At 39.8% G+C, this 16,523-nt stretch carries 19 protein-coding genes and 2 pseudogenes; 8 read left to right on the forward strand and 13 right to left on the reverse strand.

The window, feature by feature from the left end; genetic code table 11:
* Window positions 1-123 precede the first annotated feature (123 nt).
* The 5 genes from FNT16_RS18055 to FNT16_RS20460 form a co-directional block, all read right to left on the reverse strand.
* Window positions 124-909 carry a YqjF family protein gene (locus FNT16_RS18055; protein WP_143873169.1) on the reverse strand — a complete coding sequence of 262 codons (786 nt, stop codon included), beginning with the start codon at window positions 907-909 and terminating at the stop codon, window positions 124-126.
* A gap of 98 nt (window positions 910-1,007) precedes the next feature.
* Window positions 1,008-1,196 (reverse strand): hypothetical protein, encoded by a 189-nt coding sequence (locus FNT16_RS18060; RefSeq protein ID WP_143873171.1) that lies wholly within the window; start codon window positions 1,194-1,196, stop codon window positions 1,008-1,010.
* A 160-nt stretch (window positions 1,197-1,356) separates the two neighbouring features.
* Window positions 1,357-1,899, reverse strand: coding sequence for a DinB family protein (locus FNT16_RS18065; protein ID WP_143873173.1), 543 nt, complete (start codon window positions 1,897-1,899; stop codon window positions 1,357-1,359).
* A 183-nt stretch (window positions 1,900-2,082) separates the two neighbouring features.
* Window positions 2,083-2,286 (reverse strand): helix-turn-helix domain-containing protein, encoded by a 204-nt coding sequence (locus FNT16_RS18070; RefSeq protein WP_143873175.1) that lies wholly within the window; start codon window positions 2,284-2,286, stop codon window positions 2,083-2,085.
* Complete coding sequence (locus FNT16_RS20460; RefSeq protein ID WP_185976793.1) at window positions 2,283-2,432, reverse strand: hypothetical protein; 150 nt, start codon at window positions 2,430-2,432, stop codon at window positions 2,283-2,285. The genes FNT16_RS18070 and FNT16_RS20460 overlap by 4 nt, the downstream gene beginning before the upstream one ends.
* 86 nt (window positions 2,433-2,518) lie before the next feature.
* Between FNT16_RS20460 and FNT16_RS18075 the strand changes: the two genes are divergently transcribed.
* A protein-coding gene (locus tag FNT16_RS18075) for an IS3 family transposase (RefSeq protein ID WP_143873177.1) occupies window positions 2,519-3,669 on the forward strand; the annotation gives its coding sequence in 2 pieces (ribosomal slippage) (window positions 2,519-2,762 and window positions 2,762-3,669; 1,152 coding nt in all).
* Window positions 3,670-3,696: 27 nt separating this feature from the next.
* Here the strand turns inward: FNT16_RS18075 and FNT16_RS20465 are convergent.
* Window positions 3,697-3,873, reverse strand: coding sequence for a DUF6176 family protein (locus tag FNT16_RS20465; protein ID WP_185976794.1), 177 nt, complete (start codon window positions 3,871-3,873; stop codon window positions 3,697-3,699).
* Between the two features lie 75 nt (window positions 3,874-3,948).
* Window positions 3,949-4,908, reverse strand: a complete 960-nt coding sequence (locus FNT16_RS18080; RefSeq protein ID WP_143873179.1) for a DUF4350 domain-containing protein — start codon at window positions 4,906-4,908, stop codon at window positions 3,949-3,951.
* A gap of 95 nt (window positions 4,909-5,003) precedes the next feature.
* On the opposite strand from FNT16_RS18080, the pseudogene FNT16_RS18085 reads away from it, so the two are divergent.
* Window positions 5,004-5,249 (forward strand): annotated as a pseudogene (locus tag FNT16_RS18085) (type II toxin-antitoxin system RelE/ParE family toxin); the annotation flags it as partial.
* A 62-nt stretch (window positions 5,250-5,311) separates the two neighbouring features.
* Here the strand turns inward: FNT16_RS18085 and FNT16_RS18090 are convergent.
* A complete protein-coding gene (locus FNT16_RS18090) occupies window positions 5,312-5,824 on the reverse strand; it encodes a hypothetical protein (protein ID WP_143873181.1) in 513 nt (170 codons plus the stop codon).
* Between the two features lie 203 nt (window positions 5,825-6,027).
* On the opposite strand from FNT16_RS18090, the pseudogene FNT16_RS18095 reads away from it, so the two are divergent.
* A pseudogene (locus FNT16_RS18095) lies at window positions 6,028-6,190 on the forward strand (transposase); the annotation flags it as partial.
* Between the two features lie 276 nt (window positions 6,191-6,466).
* Here the strand turns inward: FNT16_RS18095 and FNT16_RS18100 are convergent.
* On the reverse strand, window positions 6,467-6,874 hold the full coding sequence (locus tag FNT16_RS18100; protein WP_342779178.1) for a hypothetical protein: 408 nt from the start codon (window positions 6,872-6,874) through the stop codon (window positions 6,467-6,469).
* A 238-nt stretch (window positions 6,875-7,112) separates the two neighbouring features.
* On the opposite strand from FNT16_RS18100, the gene FNT16_RS18110 reads away from it, so the two are divergent.
* Window positions 7,113-7,580 carry a transposase gene (locus FNT16_RS18110; RefSeq protein WP_185976795.1) on the forward strand — a complete coding sequence of 156 codons (468 nt, stop codon included), beginning with the start codon at window positions 7,113-7,115 and terminating at the stop codon, window positions 7,578-7,580.
* A 333-nt stretch (window positions 7,581-7,913) separates the two neighbouring features.
* On the opposite strand, the gene FNT16_RS18115 is transcribed toward FNT16_RS18110, so the two are convergent.
* The 3 genes from FNT16_RS18115 to FNT16_RS18125 form a co-directional block, all read right to left on the reverse strand.
* Entirely contained in the window at window positions 7,914-8,405 is a 492-nt protein-coding gene (locus FNT16_RS18115; protein WP_143873186.1) for a hypothetical protein, read from the reverse strand.
* A gap of 80 nt (window positions 8,406-8,485) precedes the next feature.
* Entirely contained in the window at window positions 8,486-8,839 is a 354-nt protein-coding gene (locus FNT16_RS18120) for a hypothetical protein (protein ID WP_143873188.1), read from the reverse strand.
* A 178-nt stretch (window positions 8,840-9,017) separates the two neighbouring features.
* Window positions 9,018-10,466, reverse strand: a complete 1,449-nt coding sequence (locus FNT16_RS18125; protein ID WP_143873189.1) for a helix-turn-helix transcriptional regulator — start codon at window positions 10,464-10,466, stop codon at window positions 9,018-9,020.
* 373 nt (window positions 10,467-10,839) lie between these two features.
* On the opposite strand from FNT16_RS18125, the gene FNT16_RS18130 reads away from it, so the two are divergent.
* Both FNT16_RS18130 and FNT16_RS18135 read left to right on the forward strand, forming a co-directional pair.
* Entirely contained in the window at window positions 10,840-12,267 is a 1,428-nt protein-coding gene (locus FNT16_RS18130; RefSeq protein ID WP_143873191.1) for a sulfatase-like hydrolase/transferase, read from the forward strand.
* A 49-nt stretch (window positions 12,268-12,316) separates the two neighbouring features.
* Window positions 12,317-13,771, forward strand: coding sequence for a sulfatase-like hydrolase/transferase (locus FNT16_RS18135; protein ID WP_143873193.1), 1,455 nt, complete (start codon window positions 12,317-12,319; stop codon window positions 13,769-13,771).
* Between the two features lie 361 nt (window positions 13,772-14,132).
* On the opposite strand, the gene FNT16_RS18140 is transcribed toward FNT16_RS18135, so the two are convergent.
* Window positions 14,133-14,735 (reverse strand): hypothetical protein, encoded by a 603-nt coding sequence (locus FNT16_RS18140; protein WP_143873195.1) that lies wholly within the window; start codon window positions 14,733-14,735, stop codon window positions 14,133-14,135.
* Window positions 14,736-14,974: 239 nt separating this feature from the next.
* Here FNT16_RS18140 and FNT16_RS18145 point away from each other — a divergent pair, with 239 nt between their 5' ends.
* Together FNT16_RS18145 and FNT16_RS18150 are read left to right on the forward strand one after the other, a co-directional pair.
* Window positions 14,975-15,994 carry a sialic acid TRAP transporter substrate-binding protein SiaP gene (locus FNT16_RS18145; RefSeq protein WP_143873197.1) on the forward strand — a complete coding sequence of 340 codons (1,020 nt, stop codon included), beginning with the start codon at window positions 14,975-14,977 and terminating at the stop codon, window positions 15,992-15,994.
* On the forward strand, window positions 15,969-16,520 hold the full coding sequence (locus FNT16_RS18150) for a TRAP transporter small permease (protein WP_143873198.1): 552 nt from the start codon (window positions 15,969-15,971) through the stop codon (window positions 16,518-16,520). Before FNT16_RS18145 ends, FNT16_RS18150 begins: the two co-directional genes overlap by 26 nt.
* The last annotated feature ends 3 nt before the right edge of the window (window positions 16,521-16,523 follow it).

Genomic DNA, 16,523 nt, shown 5'->3' on the forward strand with positions numbered 1-16,523 from the left:
AAACCCTCGTTTACCTAATATTGGCAAAAAAGCTACTCGACCTTTCCCAATCTCTGCAGGACGCAGAGAAACGGTCCAACAATAGGATTATTAAGTTGCGGCTTCGCAACTTATCCTTGTTTATTATTTCACCACTTTAGGCGGCAAATAAATAGTAAATTCATTTATTGGTTCAACAAGTACGCTATGTGCAATTTGTTGCTCCTCTTCAGTCACTAAGCCTAAACGAGTTAACAAACCAAAATTTGCTGACTTCAGGTTTGCTGAAGAAACCTCTAGCTGTTTGTGCCAAACACGATAAGTTCCCAATTTACCATCGCGACGATGGTAAAAACCAGCCAATGGGTGAGTTAAATACACAAGCCCTGTTTCAGTATCTGGAAACCCTTCAAGCTTAATTTCAGCACCTGTTGTTTGAGACAACTCGACATTGGCAGGCGCCCAGCTAGCATCCGTTGTCATTTTATATTTACGGTAAATTCTTTGCGATTCATCGAAATCACAGTCGAATTTAACTTCACCTGAATACCAAGGTAAGTTCCATAAAATTCTTGGAACTGCTAGCGTCCATGAATCCAATGTTGTGCCTAGAAACCAAACACAGCGTTCGTTTGTTTCGTTATCGATTATATAGATTCGATAATTGGTTTGACCCATAGTAAATTTTGGAAATGGATAAACAGCGGAAGTAAAATCAACATCGATGAATGGGACAACTGAAATTAGAGCTTTTTCTACTCCATTAATTTCGACAGTATCCAACTTAAAACGATCTGGGAAAAGCCCATCAAACCTTGAAGGATCTACTGCGTAAGTAATTATCGCAAAGTGCTTAAGTTTACATAGAACATCAATCCCTTTTGGTGAAGGTCTTGAATGTAGGTAATCGCTTAACTTTAGTGAATCCAACGCCTAATCCCCCTAGAAATATAGCGCTTAACATATAGAGATTTTATAAGCGCTTTGGCCGAAGGCCAGCGAGTAAAATTCCCACCATGATGTTTTTGTTATAAAACACTGCTGCTAGCAGTAGCATCTTTATATCCTTCTGAAACCCCTGATATAAAATCTTCACCAGCTAAACCAATTAGCAGCACTATTGATGCTAAAAGCATAATGTTTCGTTTGTTTGCTTTATACCCGATGAACATTAAAACAACGAACAATACAAAACTAATAATTTCTACCCAATACATTTAACTTCCTTTTTAATTTCAACATAATTTAACTTTGCTTTAAGATAGGCAGATAATGATTTTTATCTAAATATTCATAATGAACTTTCTCAATGCTAACGCCAAACTCACCGGTAAATTGGGAGCGTAGCGAGTAATTTTATTCGCGTGCTGCTTTTTGTTATACATGAGTTTCCTCCGGAATCAGAGCCAATAGGTCAGTAACTCCAACTTCCGCACCCGCTTGTGATAATAAAACAGAAACTTGCCCTCGATGGTGGGCCTGATGGTTAAAAAAGTGGAGAACAAGACTCGAATATCGCTTGTTGGCCGAAACCCCTTTGGTGTTGTGGTAGCAGAGAACGAAATTCAGATCACCTTCGGTTAGCCCGGCTACCCAGCTGATAATCTGTCGGTCAAGCCAAGCCCGATGTTCAGATAAACGAGCAATATCCTCAAACATTATCTGGCTTAGGCTTGTCGGATTTGGAAGGTTAGCGACCTCCTGCAACGACCCTACACAGGATGGATGGGTGGCAAACCGCTTCAGCCAGATGGTGTCACCAACGATGATGTGATTCAGAGTTCCAAGAATAGAACCGAAAAAAGCGCCACGATCCGCAGTTAAGTCTGTTGCAGAGAGCGAACTTGCAGACTCGTAAATTTTAGAATTCATCCATTGATTGTATATGGACAGCAATTCAAAGTGATCTTTCAGGCTCATCTGAGTTCCCTCTCATGTATAACATGCTTAATCATTAGTAGAGCGTATAGAACTTTTTAAAATTGAGTTTATGAACTCCATTCCAATTAGTTTTAAATTAATGATTTCATAAACTTAAGCCTTGTTTGACTAAAATGCAACAATATTTTAGGACAGAAACCAAGCCAAATCGACAAAGCTACATTAACCATTCCCAGCACTTGCAATCGATTGTTGATATTCTTTAGGTGTTTTGCCCGTTTGTTTTTTAAATACAGTCGAAAAATAGGCTGAGTTATTAAAGCCTACTTCAAATGCGGTTTCTGTTACCGACATGGTTATTAGTAAATCCTTAGATTTGTTTATACGCACATCAATTAAATACTGGTTGATAGAACACCTTGTCATGCGAAACTTTGCTCATTGCCTATTCTTGAAAGATCAAAAAGTAACGTCGCTTCTTTTCCACCCAACCATGTTTCTTTTTTAAACGCTTTATGCACTTGATCAATTTGTGAGACCGAAGTTTTAACAGCCTCTTGTGCATTAGACATTGAAGGCGCACGCATATAACCAATTGATCTGATCCAATACTTTTGGACACCACGCTAAGTGAGTAAAATGACTTAACGAGGTGAATATGACAACTAAAAAGATCCGCAAGACTTACACCGCTGAATTTAAAGCAGAAGCACTGAAACTAGCCGAACGAGTTGGTGTTGCTGAAGCGGCTAGGCAACTTAAAATCTATGAATCGCAACTCTATAGCTGGCGAACTGCCACTGTGAAAAAGTCCACAATTAGCCAACGCGAATCCGAGCTTGCAGCTGAAGTTGCTAAGTTAAAACGCCAATTGGCTGATCAAGCCGAGGATTTAGACATCCTAAAAAAGGCGGCCACCTACTTCGCGAAAAATCAAAAATAAGCCGATTCGAATTTATGCTCGAACACCAGCACCAGTTTCGCCTAAAATCAATGGCGACTGTGCTTGGTGTGACGCGAAGTGGGTATTATGCGTGGCGAAAGTCAAGCAAAGAGCCGAGTGCGCGATTACTCAAACAGCAAAGCCGTGATGAGCAAATCAAAGCTCTTTTTGTCCAGAGCAAAGAACGCTCGGGCGCTCGACGTATTCAAGTCGACCTCGCGGAAGATGGGAATTACGCAGACTTAAAAACGATTATGAACAGCATGAGTAGACAAAATTTAGTGGCAAAAGCAGCGCGTAAATTCAAGACAACCACTGACAGCGATCACCAGCTTCCTGTAGCGCCAAACCTGTTGGAGCAGAACTTCGATGCCACGGGCCCTAACCAAAAATGGGTCGGTGATATCACCTATCTGATGACAAGTGAAGGTTGGTTATATCTGGCAGTGATTATCGATTTGTATTCACGTACTGTCATTGGCTGGTCGATGAGTAATCGAATGACGGCTCAGTTGGCTTGTGACGCGTTGACTATGGCACTGTATCGTCGTGGTTTTCCAAAAAAAGTCATCGTCCATAGTGATAGGGGCAGCCAGTATTGTTCTCATGCGTATCGAGATCTGATTAAAAAATATCAGCTTATCCAAAGCATGAGCCGCAAAGCTTGTTGCTGGGACAACGCTTGTGCAGAGAGTTTCTTCCATTCACTGAAGGTTGAAGCTATTCAGTACGAGCCAATCATGGACCGCGAAACCATGAAACAAGCTGTTTTTGAGTACATTGAAGTTGATTATAACAAAACAAGAAGGCATAGTTCACTCGGCTATTTAAGCCCAGAGAATTTTGAATTGAAAAATAATGCTTAGTTAAGTGTCCAGAGTTAGCGGATCAGATCAAATCAAGTAGTCGACACCCCCAATATCTATTAAAAAGAAACTCTCTATCGTTACTTTTTCATGTGCCAAAGTAGCTATAGCCTCTTCTTCGTTAGCTAAAATAAAATTAGCCCACTCTTGTACTTTTTCTAAGCTACCACTTTTAAGTTCAATTAAAACACAACTTAATTCCATTTTATCCCCTATTGTTGACACATAGACATAATGACTCCCTAGCAAAGCCAAAGCCATAATCAGTGCGTAAATTAACTAAATAGCGCCAGCAAGCCACCCCATAACGTTCAATAAAAATCGTTCATTTTGTTCAGCGCCGATAGAAGCAAAGCCAAATGTTTTCCCTGTTTTAGTATCTATTTGAGATGAAAACATCATACCCTCAGCAAATACTGCTACTCGACCTTTCCCAATCTCTAATACAGCACCTTGACTCCAACCACGCATAGAAACTCTGGGAGTATCAGGGTTAACTTGAAAAGGTACATCAGGGACAATAGAAACAGCTTTTTCTCCAAGAGTTAACAATGATTTAGCCTCAGATGGTGATTTGAAAGCTGAACCGCCAAATGTTCTAACTTGCTTTATGGGGTTTGGTTGCAAAGCTCCCCAGGTAATGCTGGTCAGCTCGCTGGGTAGATATAAGTTTTGTTTTTCTCGCTTTACTCCTGAAGTGATAGCATGGTCACCGAGCGTTTTGTCCTTATCGCGAAACATCGCGTTACCAACGTGACCATTACTGAATTTGAAGCCAAATTCGTCAGCTAAATTTTCGATAGCTTTAGGAAATGGAGTATGGTCGGCAACTAAAAAAAGCGAACCGCCCTTTAATACCCAGTTTTTAATAGCTGACACTTCTTCATTGGTTAAGGCTTCAGCAAAAGGAGGATTCCAGTTATTTCTTTTTTTGTCCAATGCATTAGCAATAACCAGTATATCAACGCCATCCAAATTGCCTGATGAAAATCGACTTTTGTTGGATTTTACTATGTAACCATCACTCTTAAGAACTTGAACAAACGGCCTATATCGGCCACTTGCCGTCAGAAAATTGTTGTGAGCTTCGTCGATAAATACAACAGGGCTATTCGCCCCCGTAAAAGTTCTGTGGGTATTTTGAGGGGTAAAGTTTGGGTCAGCTTGTTGGAGGCTGTCTGAGCAAGCCAATAGCCCAATCAAAAATAATCCAAGAAAACTCACTTTGAAAAAATTCATTTTTATTTCCATTTTTTTACGTTTAAACGCGTGTTAATCGCATGGCACGACAAAAATCAACATCAATTTAAACAACAGGTACGCATTATAACCAAAAAACTGATTTAGATAGTGCTATCCGAGACCTTTTAGAAGATCCTTATTTAGGTGAACAGAAAAAAGGCGACTTATCATTTCTTCGTGTGTGCAAGTTTAAAATGGAAAAACAACTAACATTACTTGGTTACAGTTATGAAGATGGTACTGTCACTTTAGAATTAATAGCGTTTGGGTCACACGCTGTCATGCCTGCCATATGCGGAAAAATTGCAGTTAGTTATTTCGTAGTAGCACAACGCTAAGCCACAAAAGAAACGACGAAAAGTTTGTCCAGCCAGCTTGCTGGCGATGCGTGATGGCATTATTAGCATTTTGACTCTGCAATTACCTCAAAGTACTCTTTCATTATTTTCAATTTTCCCTCCTTATTAAATTTCACAACCAGATAAAAGCTAGAATCTGTATAGCATGATTTTACTGAGTACCGATCTGCACTAATTCGAAATCCGTTATCAATTTTTATAAAGCTTGCATTTGAGAACGTAATTTTATCACCAGTATTTCTTGACATCCATAGTGCCGCGCTCGCTGATTTCTTCCACTCCTTACCTGTAAGCTCTCCAAATTTTTCTAAACCGTGCGCGTGTTCTGTATATCCCAGTATTTGAGCACTATCAGAATATAGTTCAATTACCTTTTCATCATACATCTGAATGAATATCGCATACTGTCGAAAAAACTCCACAGGGTGCTCATCGGAAATATCTGGATTGAAACCTCTATAATTATTGTATTCATTGTCGGCTACCTCCTCCGAATTTACAGCGATTGAAATAACCAAGGATAGGCAGATAATGATTTTTATATAAATATTCATAATGAACTTTCTCAATGCTAACGCTCTGCTCTGCTCTGCGGCTGGAAAAGTGGAGGCGAAGCCGGAATTTTTGCCAGTCCGACAGCAGCCTCTTGTGTACGCCCGACATGGGTATTAACTAATGAGGTGAAAGTCCTCTGTAGAAAGATCACCGTTTAAATAACTAACTGTTATTAAACGATAACTACTAGCGAATGGCAAGTTGGATAGCAGATTGTCAGCATGTCGGGCAAGATGAACAGGCGCTCATTTATTTATCTCGTTATTTATATCACGGCGTGATTGCTGAAAAAAATATTCTAGCGCGTGATAAAACACACCCTACCCAAAGGGTTTCGCCGCAGTCGCAATATTGGTTTGCTGCATGGAGGATGGCTCACCTAAAGCATTAAACAAACTGACAGGAGAAACAAAAACTAACATGAAAACAATGCGTTAAAAATCACGGCCGACAACGGTCTAGCTTCACTCGCCTTGAAAAAAGTCAGCCATGACGACAAACCGATTTATTTCCTTATATAAGAAGAACTCAACACCGGGCTTGTGACGTGCAAGGATGCACTAATGCCGTGACTGCAGGATGCAGAGAAACGGTCCAACAATAGGATTAAGGTGCGGCTTCGCGCAACATATCCTTATTTATTAGCTGTATGTTATTCCGTAGTAACTCATTGCTGCAATTATAAAAAATAATAACCATGATAAATGTTTACCACGAGAAAACAACAATGAAACAATGCCACTTAAAGCAAATACTACGGTAATTATTATAAGGATTTCATTTTTAACATTTACGCTTGGAGTTGATAAAACATACAAAATAGCAGCAAAGCCCCACCAAGCTAGAGTAGTTAAGTGCCACGCAAATCTTAGAACACGTTTAGTGAACCAATCACTTCCAAGTAATTTAGGTAAATCTTCACGTCGAAATAAACGAATTAATATGTATTTTTCGCCTAAATAGGAGTGAATAAGGCCAATGATTAAAAGTAAGATAGTTCCGATTATCAACATACCGCTTCCATACAGCGTCATGGTAGAACGACCCATTGCTGGGCCGCCCCCATACAGATCCGGACGTGCCCTAATGTTGAAAATAGCACCGTATCCGGCTCTTCATTAATATCATTGCCCGTGTAAAACACAAAGCCCCCTAATACCAATCTACCGAGATCTGCCGATTGCTGACCCGTAGTGGTTTTATTTGAAAATACTTTAACATATCTTTAAAACCCCGCCAGTTAAAGCTGTGCCTTTGACTGCGCCTATTTAACCATTTGTGTCGCTCGTGTTACATACCCATTCTCGCCAACTTGAATTTCATCCGCATGTTCATTGTATCGTGCCTGCGCTGGCTCTGGATAAATCCGGGCAACTGATTAAACAAAAACGCGGACGTTATTTGTTTAATGCCCAAAATTTAGCCAAAGTCTTTAGAGGTAAAATGCACCAAGCCTTAACCGATGCAAAACTCAAAGTACCACGCTCACCTAAAAGCTGGATAGCAGATTGTCAGCATGTCGGGCAAGGTGAAAAGGCGCTCATTTATTTATCTCGTTATTTATATCGCGGCGTGATTGCTGAAAAAAATATTCTAGCGCGTGATAAAACACACCTTACCCAAAGGGTTTCGCCGCAGTCGCAATATTGGATTGCTGCATGGCAATGCCAAACTCAAACGGCGCAAAATTACGAACACCAAGGCCGAAGGTTACTTGCCCGTGCTGCCATCATGAAATGGTGCGCGCAGGCGTGATACGCAAACGGATGAATGTTGTGACGAGTTAAAACAAGGAAGTGTTTACGGCTGCATGGATGATGGCTCACCTAAAGCATTAAACAAACTGACAGGAGAAACAAAAACTAACATGAAAACAATGCTTTAAAAATCACGGCCGAAAACGGTCTAGCTTCACTCGCCTTGAAAAAAGTCAGCCATGACGACAAACCTATTTATTTCCCTATATAAGCAGAACTCAACACCGGGCTTGTGACGTGCAAGGATGCACTAATGCCGTGATTGCAGGATGCAAAGAAACGGTCCAACAATAGGATTAAGTTGCGGGTTCGCGCAACATATCCTTATTTATTAGGGCTTTAACCTTCCCTGTATGTTTGACCACACTAAATCTACAGGGTCTTTATACGCAGTTAGATTGCATGAGGGAACACCACCACCCACTAAATGATCATTCATTCTTCGTACAAATTTACTTGAAAATTTACCGTCATATTTGGTTTTTAAAACGAGCCAATGGGCTGTTGCGCCACGATATACCGGCTGCTCAACTACATCAACACTTAAGATGTCAGACCATGGAATAAATTCGGAGGTCAAATCCTCTATCAGCAATCCCTTATGACTTAGAAAAATTCTATTTTTCGATGTTTTATAAAGCCTATAAATTACGAACATAAAGAAAGCCGATACAGGGAAAATATAAACAGCGACCTCCATGGCCCTTGTAGTAACTCCAGCAATAAAAAGCGGCCACAAAAAAATGCTGGCGGGAAGTGCCATTACTACAGACAAAACAATCAGATGACCGCTATCTTTTTTGTGAATAATATCCGATTCCATGGGGCCCCTAACGCCCCAATATGCCGACGAAACGAGCGCAGCGAGTTGAGGTCGGAGTAATTGGATTGTTATACGCAAATTTATTCACGACTTTTAAACTTGTGAAGTAAATAGTTAAAATTGGATTTGGCTATACCTAAAGCTTGGAAAAGCTGAACCGATAGAATTCCGTAAACTAGAGATAAACCAAGTAAGTAAACCAAACCACTATTCAAACCGTAACCCCAAAGCAAAAATGGCGCGGAAGTAATTACGGCAACTAGTGCATATAAATTTGGTTTGTTTCTAATAAGATAAACAGTAAAAAGTCCTGCCACTACCGATAAAAATATAGAAGTAAAAAGACCAACAAAAGACTCGTCAATATTGGAAATCGCTATAACAATTCCTAAGAAAGCTCCAATGACTACAGCGACTATCAAATTACGTTGCATAATTTCCTTTGCGTATAACAGCTTACTCATTAGAAGAGCGTATAGAACTTTTTAAAATTGAGTTTATAAACGCCATTCCAATTAGTTTTAAATTAATCATTTCATAAACTTAAGCCTTGGTTGGCTAAAATGCAACAATATTTTAGGACAGAAACCAAGCCAAATCGACAAAGCTACATTAGCCATTTTCAGCGCTTGTAATCGACTGTTGATATTCTTTAGGTGTTTTGCCCGTTTGTTTTTTAAATACAGTCGAAAAATAGGCCGAGTTATTAAAGCCTACTTCAAATGCGGTTTCTGTTACCGACATGGTTATTAGTAAATCCTTAGATTTGTTAATACGCACATCAATTAAATACTGGTTAATGGTTTGCGCCGTTATATTTTTAAATGTTTTAGTAATGTGTGAACGGCTAGCGCCGATTTCATTGGCAATGTCATTAATGGAGATATCACGGTTATAGTGACTTAAAATATATGTTTTTATTTTATCGACTAAGGCGGTATCTGCAGGCGATTCATTAGTTTCACCGCTTAATTGTGCTAAAAAGCTGGCTTCTTGCAGAATAATTTCATCAATATCTTTAAATGATGTTGTGGTTTCTAAAGTTTGCCCTTTGTCTTCTAACCGTTCGAGTAAATTTGCAGCGTTGCCACTGTTGAATATTGACGCATCAAACAGCATAAACAGTACTTCTTTAGCGCGTACCCGATAGGTATCGACATTGTGCTGGCTAAAACTTTTTAACGCTTGCAATAAGTTTGTTACCCGGCCAGCGACCAAGCCACTGCGGGCTGCGCTAACGGTTTCTATTAGTGCTTCACGTTCTTTAAAAGGATAAGATTCGTTAATGCTGGCGGGGTAATACTCGGTAAATTTAGTATTTAACGGTGCCGCGTATTGCGCGATAGCAAGCGAGTTTTGGTGTAAATAATGCTGCTTTACTTTGTCGTTGGTCATTTGAATATCACGATATATGGCCCACGCCCAAATAATCGCGGTTAAACCCGAACCACCATAATAAACACCCCATTGTTCTAACGCATTACCAATGCATATGCAGGTATACAGTAACAAAACACCATATACTAAAACCTCTACATAGCGTTTAATGGGTCGGCTCAGTATAAACAAACTCGGTATTAACAGTTGGATTGTCACAACAAAAATTTGCGACAGGTAAATATGCTGATTGGTAATGCTGTCAAACAATCGCGGCCAAGGAGATTGATCAAGGTGGTGAAAATAAAAAGGCGGCGCCATTATAAATAAAGCCGACCAACTTACGCCCAGCGCGATAGCAACAATAAAAAATTCACGCCGAATTTTAATTTCAGCCTGTATCAGCAGGCCATATAACAGAGCCGGCATACCAACGCTAAATAACAAAACATTTCTAACTAAATCAAACCAGCGTTTCGCATTATCAATGGGCATGATGTTAATAAGCGGGCCCGATAAAAACAAAATAATGCAGCTGATAAACGTTGCATAAAACGGATAAGCGCTACCAATACGTGAACGGACGATAGTAAAATAAATCAGTACCATTAAAAATATATTAGCGGCAATAAAAGGAATGATGGCTCTGAGAAAAGTGTTCCAATCTAATTCTGTATATATCATTTATTTTTTAAGCTCATTATATTTGGCCAAACCTGAATTGGGTTCATGCTAAATGCAAGTCGGTGTCTAACTTAAAGTTACAGCGCTTCAATTTACGTGTCGCTATTTTACGGCGGCGGTTTAATTAAACTTTAAATATAGGCCAAAAGCCTATTTCTAAAATAAAATTTCACGTTATTTTTTATAAAACCATAAAGCAAGCATTCCCATATCCCTCTGTAAAATAATAACTTTTTAAAAAAATAAAATTTTAGCTGATTTTTAAAGCATGATTTTAGCTAAAGGTTAACACTTATGGGGTCATCGGTACCCAGTTAGTGTCATTGCCTTGTTTGAAAACACTAAAAATATTAATTAGCACTGAGAAAAAACCATGTATTTATTGTCTAAAACCAAGTTATACCTCACTTTATTTTGCTTACATTTAACATTTTCTTTTACAGTAAAAGCAGAACAGCAACCCAACATTTTGTTGATCATTTCAGATGATGCGGGTTATCACGATTTTGGTTTTCATGGCAGTAAAACCATGAAAACCCCTAATTTAGATGCGTTTGCTAAACAAGGCATTTTATTTAAACAAGCTTATGTGACTGCTGCAGTTTGTGGCCCGTCGCGCGCAGGGCTATTCACAGGTAAATACCAGCAAAAATTTGGTTTTGAAGAAAATAACGTTCCGGGCTATATGAGTGAGTCGGGTTTAACCGGTAACGAAATGGGTTTGCCTTTGTCTGAGTTGACGGTAGCTGACCACCTGCGACAGTTAGGTTATAGCACAGGTTTAATCGGTAAATGGCATTTAGGCGATCATGATAAATATCATCCAATGCGCCGCGGTTTTGATCATTTTTATGGTTTTAGAACCGGTTCACGCAGTTATTATGCGTACGATGAAAACGAGCTTAATAGCCGTCAGAACGAGCGCATGGAACGCGGGTTTAAAGGATATAAAGAACACCAAGGTTATTTAACCGATGCACTTGTTGAAGAAACAAGCCAGTTTATTTCCCGCTCGGTGCATACCAAACAACCCTTTTTTGCAGTGCTTTCGTTAACAGCTGTGCATGCCCCTATGCAAGCTAAACCTGAAGATTTAGCACCGTTTCCAGATTTAACCGGCACGCGCAAAATACTTGCCGCAATGAACTTAAACATGGATCAACAACTGGGGTTATTGTTCGACAAACTTGAACAACTAAACATTGCCGACAATACCTTAGTGGTATTTGTGAATGACAATGGCGGACCTACTGATCAGAATTACGCGAATAACTATCCGTTAAGCGGCACTAAAGCCAATCATTTAGAAGGTGGGATCCGAGTCCCTATGCTAATTCGCTGGCCTGCAAAATTACCCGCCAATACTCGTTTTGAATACCCAGTCAGTACGCTCGATTTAATGCCAACGTTTTTAAGTGTCGCAGGCGCTAATTTATCTGAATTTACTCACTTAGATGGGGTTAATCTACTGCCCTACCTGACAGATAACGCGCAAAATAAAACACGATCGCGGCCACACAAAACTTTGTATTGGAAAAAAGAAAACCGCGCGGCAATCCGTTATATGGATTGGAAATTATTACGCTTTCCTGATCGTCCAGCCGAATTGTATAACATAGCTAAAGACGAAGCTGAGCAAATAAACCTTGCCAACCAACACCCAACAATCGTTAAACAACTATACAAAAAATTGTTTGAATGGGAGCTCACGTTAGAACGCCCTTTATGGCAGTTAAAACGCGAATTTGAAGGCGCAGCAATGCGCAGAATGGATGATTTTCGTGATCATCAAGCAGATTAAATTAACCGCAGTCGTTACACATTTAAAGCCCTTGGGGAGTTTTACTAATATGAAATTATCAAACTTATTTACACGCTTTATCGTGATAATCGCGCTTTGCGGTAGCTTTAGCGCAATTGCCGATAATAGACCCAACATCATAGTGATTTTAGCGGACGATTTAGGATATAACGACGTAGGGTTCACCAATGGCTCAACACAAATCCAAACACCCAGACTAAATGAACTCGCGGCAAATGGCGTGACTTTTGAAAACGGTTATGTGACACATCCATATTGTGGCCCTTCTCGTGCAGGCTTATTAACGGGGCGGTATCAAGCTCGCTTTGGCATGGAAAACAACGTATCGTACGCGCCGTTTGATCCACACATGGGCTTACCAACAGAAGAATTAACCTTTGCTGAGCGCTTAAAAAAAGTGGGTTATCAAACCGCTATTTTTGGTAAATGGCACTTGGGCGCTGCGCCAAAATTTCAGCCTAATCAACAAGGTTTTGATTATTTTTATGGTTTTTTAGACGGCGGCCATATGTACATGCCAGGGCAAGTGCAAGTGGGCAGCCCGGATGGTTATTGGTCACCTATAGTGCGCAATAATCTACCGGCTGAATTTGATGAGTACCTAACCACAGCTTTAAGCCGGGATGCCGCCAAATATATAAAACGCAGCGGCGATGAACCCTTTATGATGTATATTGCATACAATGCGCCACATGCGCCATTACAAGCACCACAAGAAACCATTAATAAATACAAACATATCAAAAACAAAAATCGCCAAATTTATGCCGCTATGGTGGATGAAATGGACCAAGGTATAGGCATGGTTGTTGATGCATTAAAAGAAAAAGGCAAGTATGAAAACACCCTAATATTCTTTTTATCGGATAACGGTGGTTTATATCCAGACACTTGGTGGCCGAAATTTGACTGGGCTGATAATTCACCCTTTCGCCACGGCAAAGTTGCATTAATGGAAGGTGGTGTACATGTTCCGTTTATCGCACATTGGCCGAATAAAATTAAAAAAGGGTTTAAATTTAATGGCCTTGTATCTGCATTGGATATTGCAGCTACGTCTGTTGCCATTGCAAAAGCAGATGCATCAGATGGTTTGCTTGACGGCGTTAATTTAGAGCCATACATGACAAAACGCAAAACCGGAACACCGCATAATGCCTTATTCTGGCGTTTAGAAGAGGCCGACAATATCTGGGCTGTGCGTACAATGACAGCTAAATATATGCAGCAAGGTTTACCCGGTGTTGGCCGTGCATATTTTGACATGGTTAATGACCCAACGGAACAAGTGAATGCGGTGGATAAATACCCACAAAAACAAGCAGAATTAGCCAAACTGTGGAATGAGTGGAATAAAAACAACAAAGAAAACATTTTGCGTCAGTCGAATGAATATAAGAGCGCAGTTCAAGCATTTTATGAACAACTAAATAAGGACGATCGCGCACAAGCTAAAGCGCGTGAAAAATATATCGTTAAGTAAATGCTAAACCAAAGCATGCGCCTAGAGTAATTCCATGTATTGTCTTACTGTCTTTTTTATCTTGTCTCATATTCATTCGTCCTCTCATCGTTTCGCCCTGCAGTTATTGCAGAACGCGCCATTACAGAGCCGCCCACCAATACCAATCTACCACAATCAACCGTCTGCAGACGGTATCAGTTTAGTTTAAAAAGTAGGAGTGACAATTCAGAATCAATTTTAGCGTGTTGATCGTGATTTTAAGGGGTTAGCCTTTTCAATCTATTTACAGCTTTAGCTCTGCAACTGGCTTTATTAGCGGAGCAGATTCGCCCCCGCATAACCACTGTTAAAACCGACAATCTATGCAGGCAACATTATTTTACAATTGCGTTTTTGGCATTTGAGCATTTGTACTTGAAAATTTGCGAGTGAACAACAAAAAGGCAGTGAGTGCGCATAATCCCCAGGTTGCAGGTTCTGGTACTTCGGCTGCAACCACATTCACCGAATAACTTGATTGCGCTGTATCGTCAAAATATCCATTGAAGTCACTTAACGCAAAATCAATGACATCAAAATTAAACAAGCCTGCTTGATTGGTTTGAAAATTTAGCGAACCTAAGCTAAATAAATCGCTTGTATCAAATGGTCCGGCCGTACCAAAAGTAGATAAAAAGTATTCAGCTTCATTAGCGGCATAATCAAAAACAAAAGCAAAGGGATCTGCATCGTCATACGCGCTGGATAAAGCAAAGTCGGTAAAACTGGCAATGTCGTTAGAATAAGTAAACCAAACATTAGTATCAAACCAAATATCGATAACGTCTGCCGCAGCACTGCCATCGTTTGTTTGATAAAATAAATCAACTGACAGCGTTTCACCCACTGTATATTCAGATTGAGCTGAGCTAATCAATAACCCTGCGTAACTGTTAAAACTAAAAGCTAAAGCAGCTAGGGTTGAGAGAACTAATTTCTTCATTGTAATACCTTTCAATAGTTGTACTTACTTTCATGGCTAAATGGTTAAAACGCTCGCATCCCAGCGACCTTTTGTTAGGTGTTCAGAAATTGCTCACTGCACACCATTGTTTAGTTGCATTTTGCAACAACATTATGGTTAAATGTTAACAATACAACAAAATGAACATTTTTTGCAATATAATATTTCGTCTCGTTAACGTTTTATAAAAAACAGGGGTTACAAGTGAGATTAGTTCAATGAAAGATAAATTAGCGCTTTTTAACTTGTGTAAGAGCTTGAATAAAAGTTTGTTTAAGTTGTTATTTGTTACTTTGCTTTTCAGTAATCCGTTATTCGCAGATGACAATACAGTTAAGCGCCTTACTTGGGGTCATGTGTATGAAACTTCCGAACCTTTGCATAAATGGGCGGTGTGGGCAGCGCAAGAAATTAAAAAGCAGACACAAGGTCGATATCAAATACAAGTTTTCCCAACCTCTATAATGGGAAAAGAAGCAGAATTAAATCAGAGTTTAAGTTTAGGAACGATCGATATTATCTACACAGGCACCAGTTTTGCTGGGCAAAACTACCCACCTATGACATTGTCCGAATTGCCTTATATCTTCAGAGATTATCAACATTGGCAAAACTTTAACAACAGCGCTTTATTTGAGGAAATGAGCTTAGGTTACAAAAAAGCCACTAAAGGAAATCAAATCGTGGCCAACAACTACTATGGCCAGCGACATTTAACAGCAAACAAACCGATAAAAACGCCTGACGATATGGCTAATTTAAAACTACGCGTACCCAATGCCAGCATTTATAAAATGTTTCCGTTAGCGGTGGGAGCGAACCCGAGTCCTATTGCCTTTTCTGAGGTATATCTGGCGCTACAACAAGGTGTGGTTGATGCACAAGAAAACCCGCTGCCAACGATTAAAGCTAAAAAGTTTTATGAAGTGCAAAAATACATTAGCCTCACGGGCCACTTACAAGGCTCTATTTTGACCGTGTTAAGTGATCGTTTGTGGTCGTCATTAAACACGCAAGACAAAATTATATTTAACCAAGTATTAAAAGAAGCAGCACAAGGCGTCTCGTCTGATACCAGAGCATCCGAATCTGCCCTACTCGACTGGTTTAAAGCGCAAGGTGTCACGGTATTAACCGTCGATCGCAGTTTGTTTAGAGCAAAAACCTTACCGCGCCATATGGAAATTAAACAATCATTGGGAGCTGAATTTTATGACAGATTACAAAACATCCAATAGTTCTAATGAGCCTCAGAATCGGGCCGCTTCTGCACAAATCGACTTCCAACATGAAGACGACACTGTGTTTAACTACGCTGATTATAAGTTTGAAGACTGGATAGCATTTATTCTGTTTTGGATTTTAGCAGTGACCGTATTTTCACAATTTATAAGTCGGTATGTTTTTTCAGCGCCACTTGGCTGGACTGAAGAAGTCGCACGCTATCAGTTGATATGTTTAGGGTTTATGGGTGGTTGCATTGGCGTTCGCAGAAACACCCATATTTTTGTTGCACTGTTTCACCGCTGGATGCCGACAAAATTATCGACTCTTTTATATCAAACTATCGCTGTGTTTAACGTTATTTTTATCACCGCGTTAGCGTATTTTGCGTGGCAGATTATACCTTTGTTGCACATTCATAAAATGGCCTCGATACCCCTGCCCATCAGCGTTTTATATGGGGTTATTTTTGCCAGTTTATTAATCATGCTGGCACGCAGTTATCAGTATTTATTTAACATTATTTCCAATCCAACCTAAACA

Source organism: Catenovulum sediminis, from assembly GCF_007289895.1.
In the GTDB taxonomy this organism is placed as follows: Bacteria; Pseudomonadota; Gammaproteobacteria; order Enterobacterales; family Alteromonadaceae; genus Catenovulum; species Catenovulum sediminis.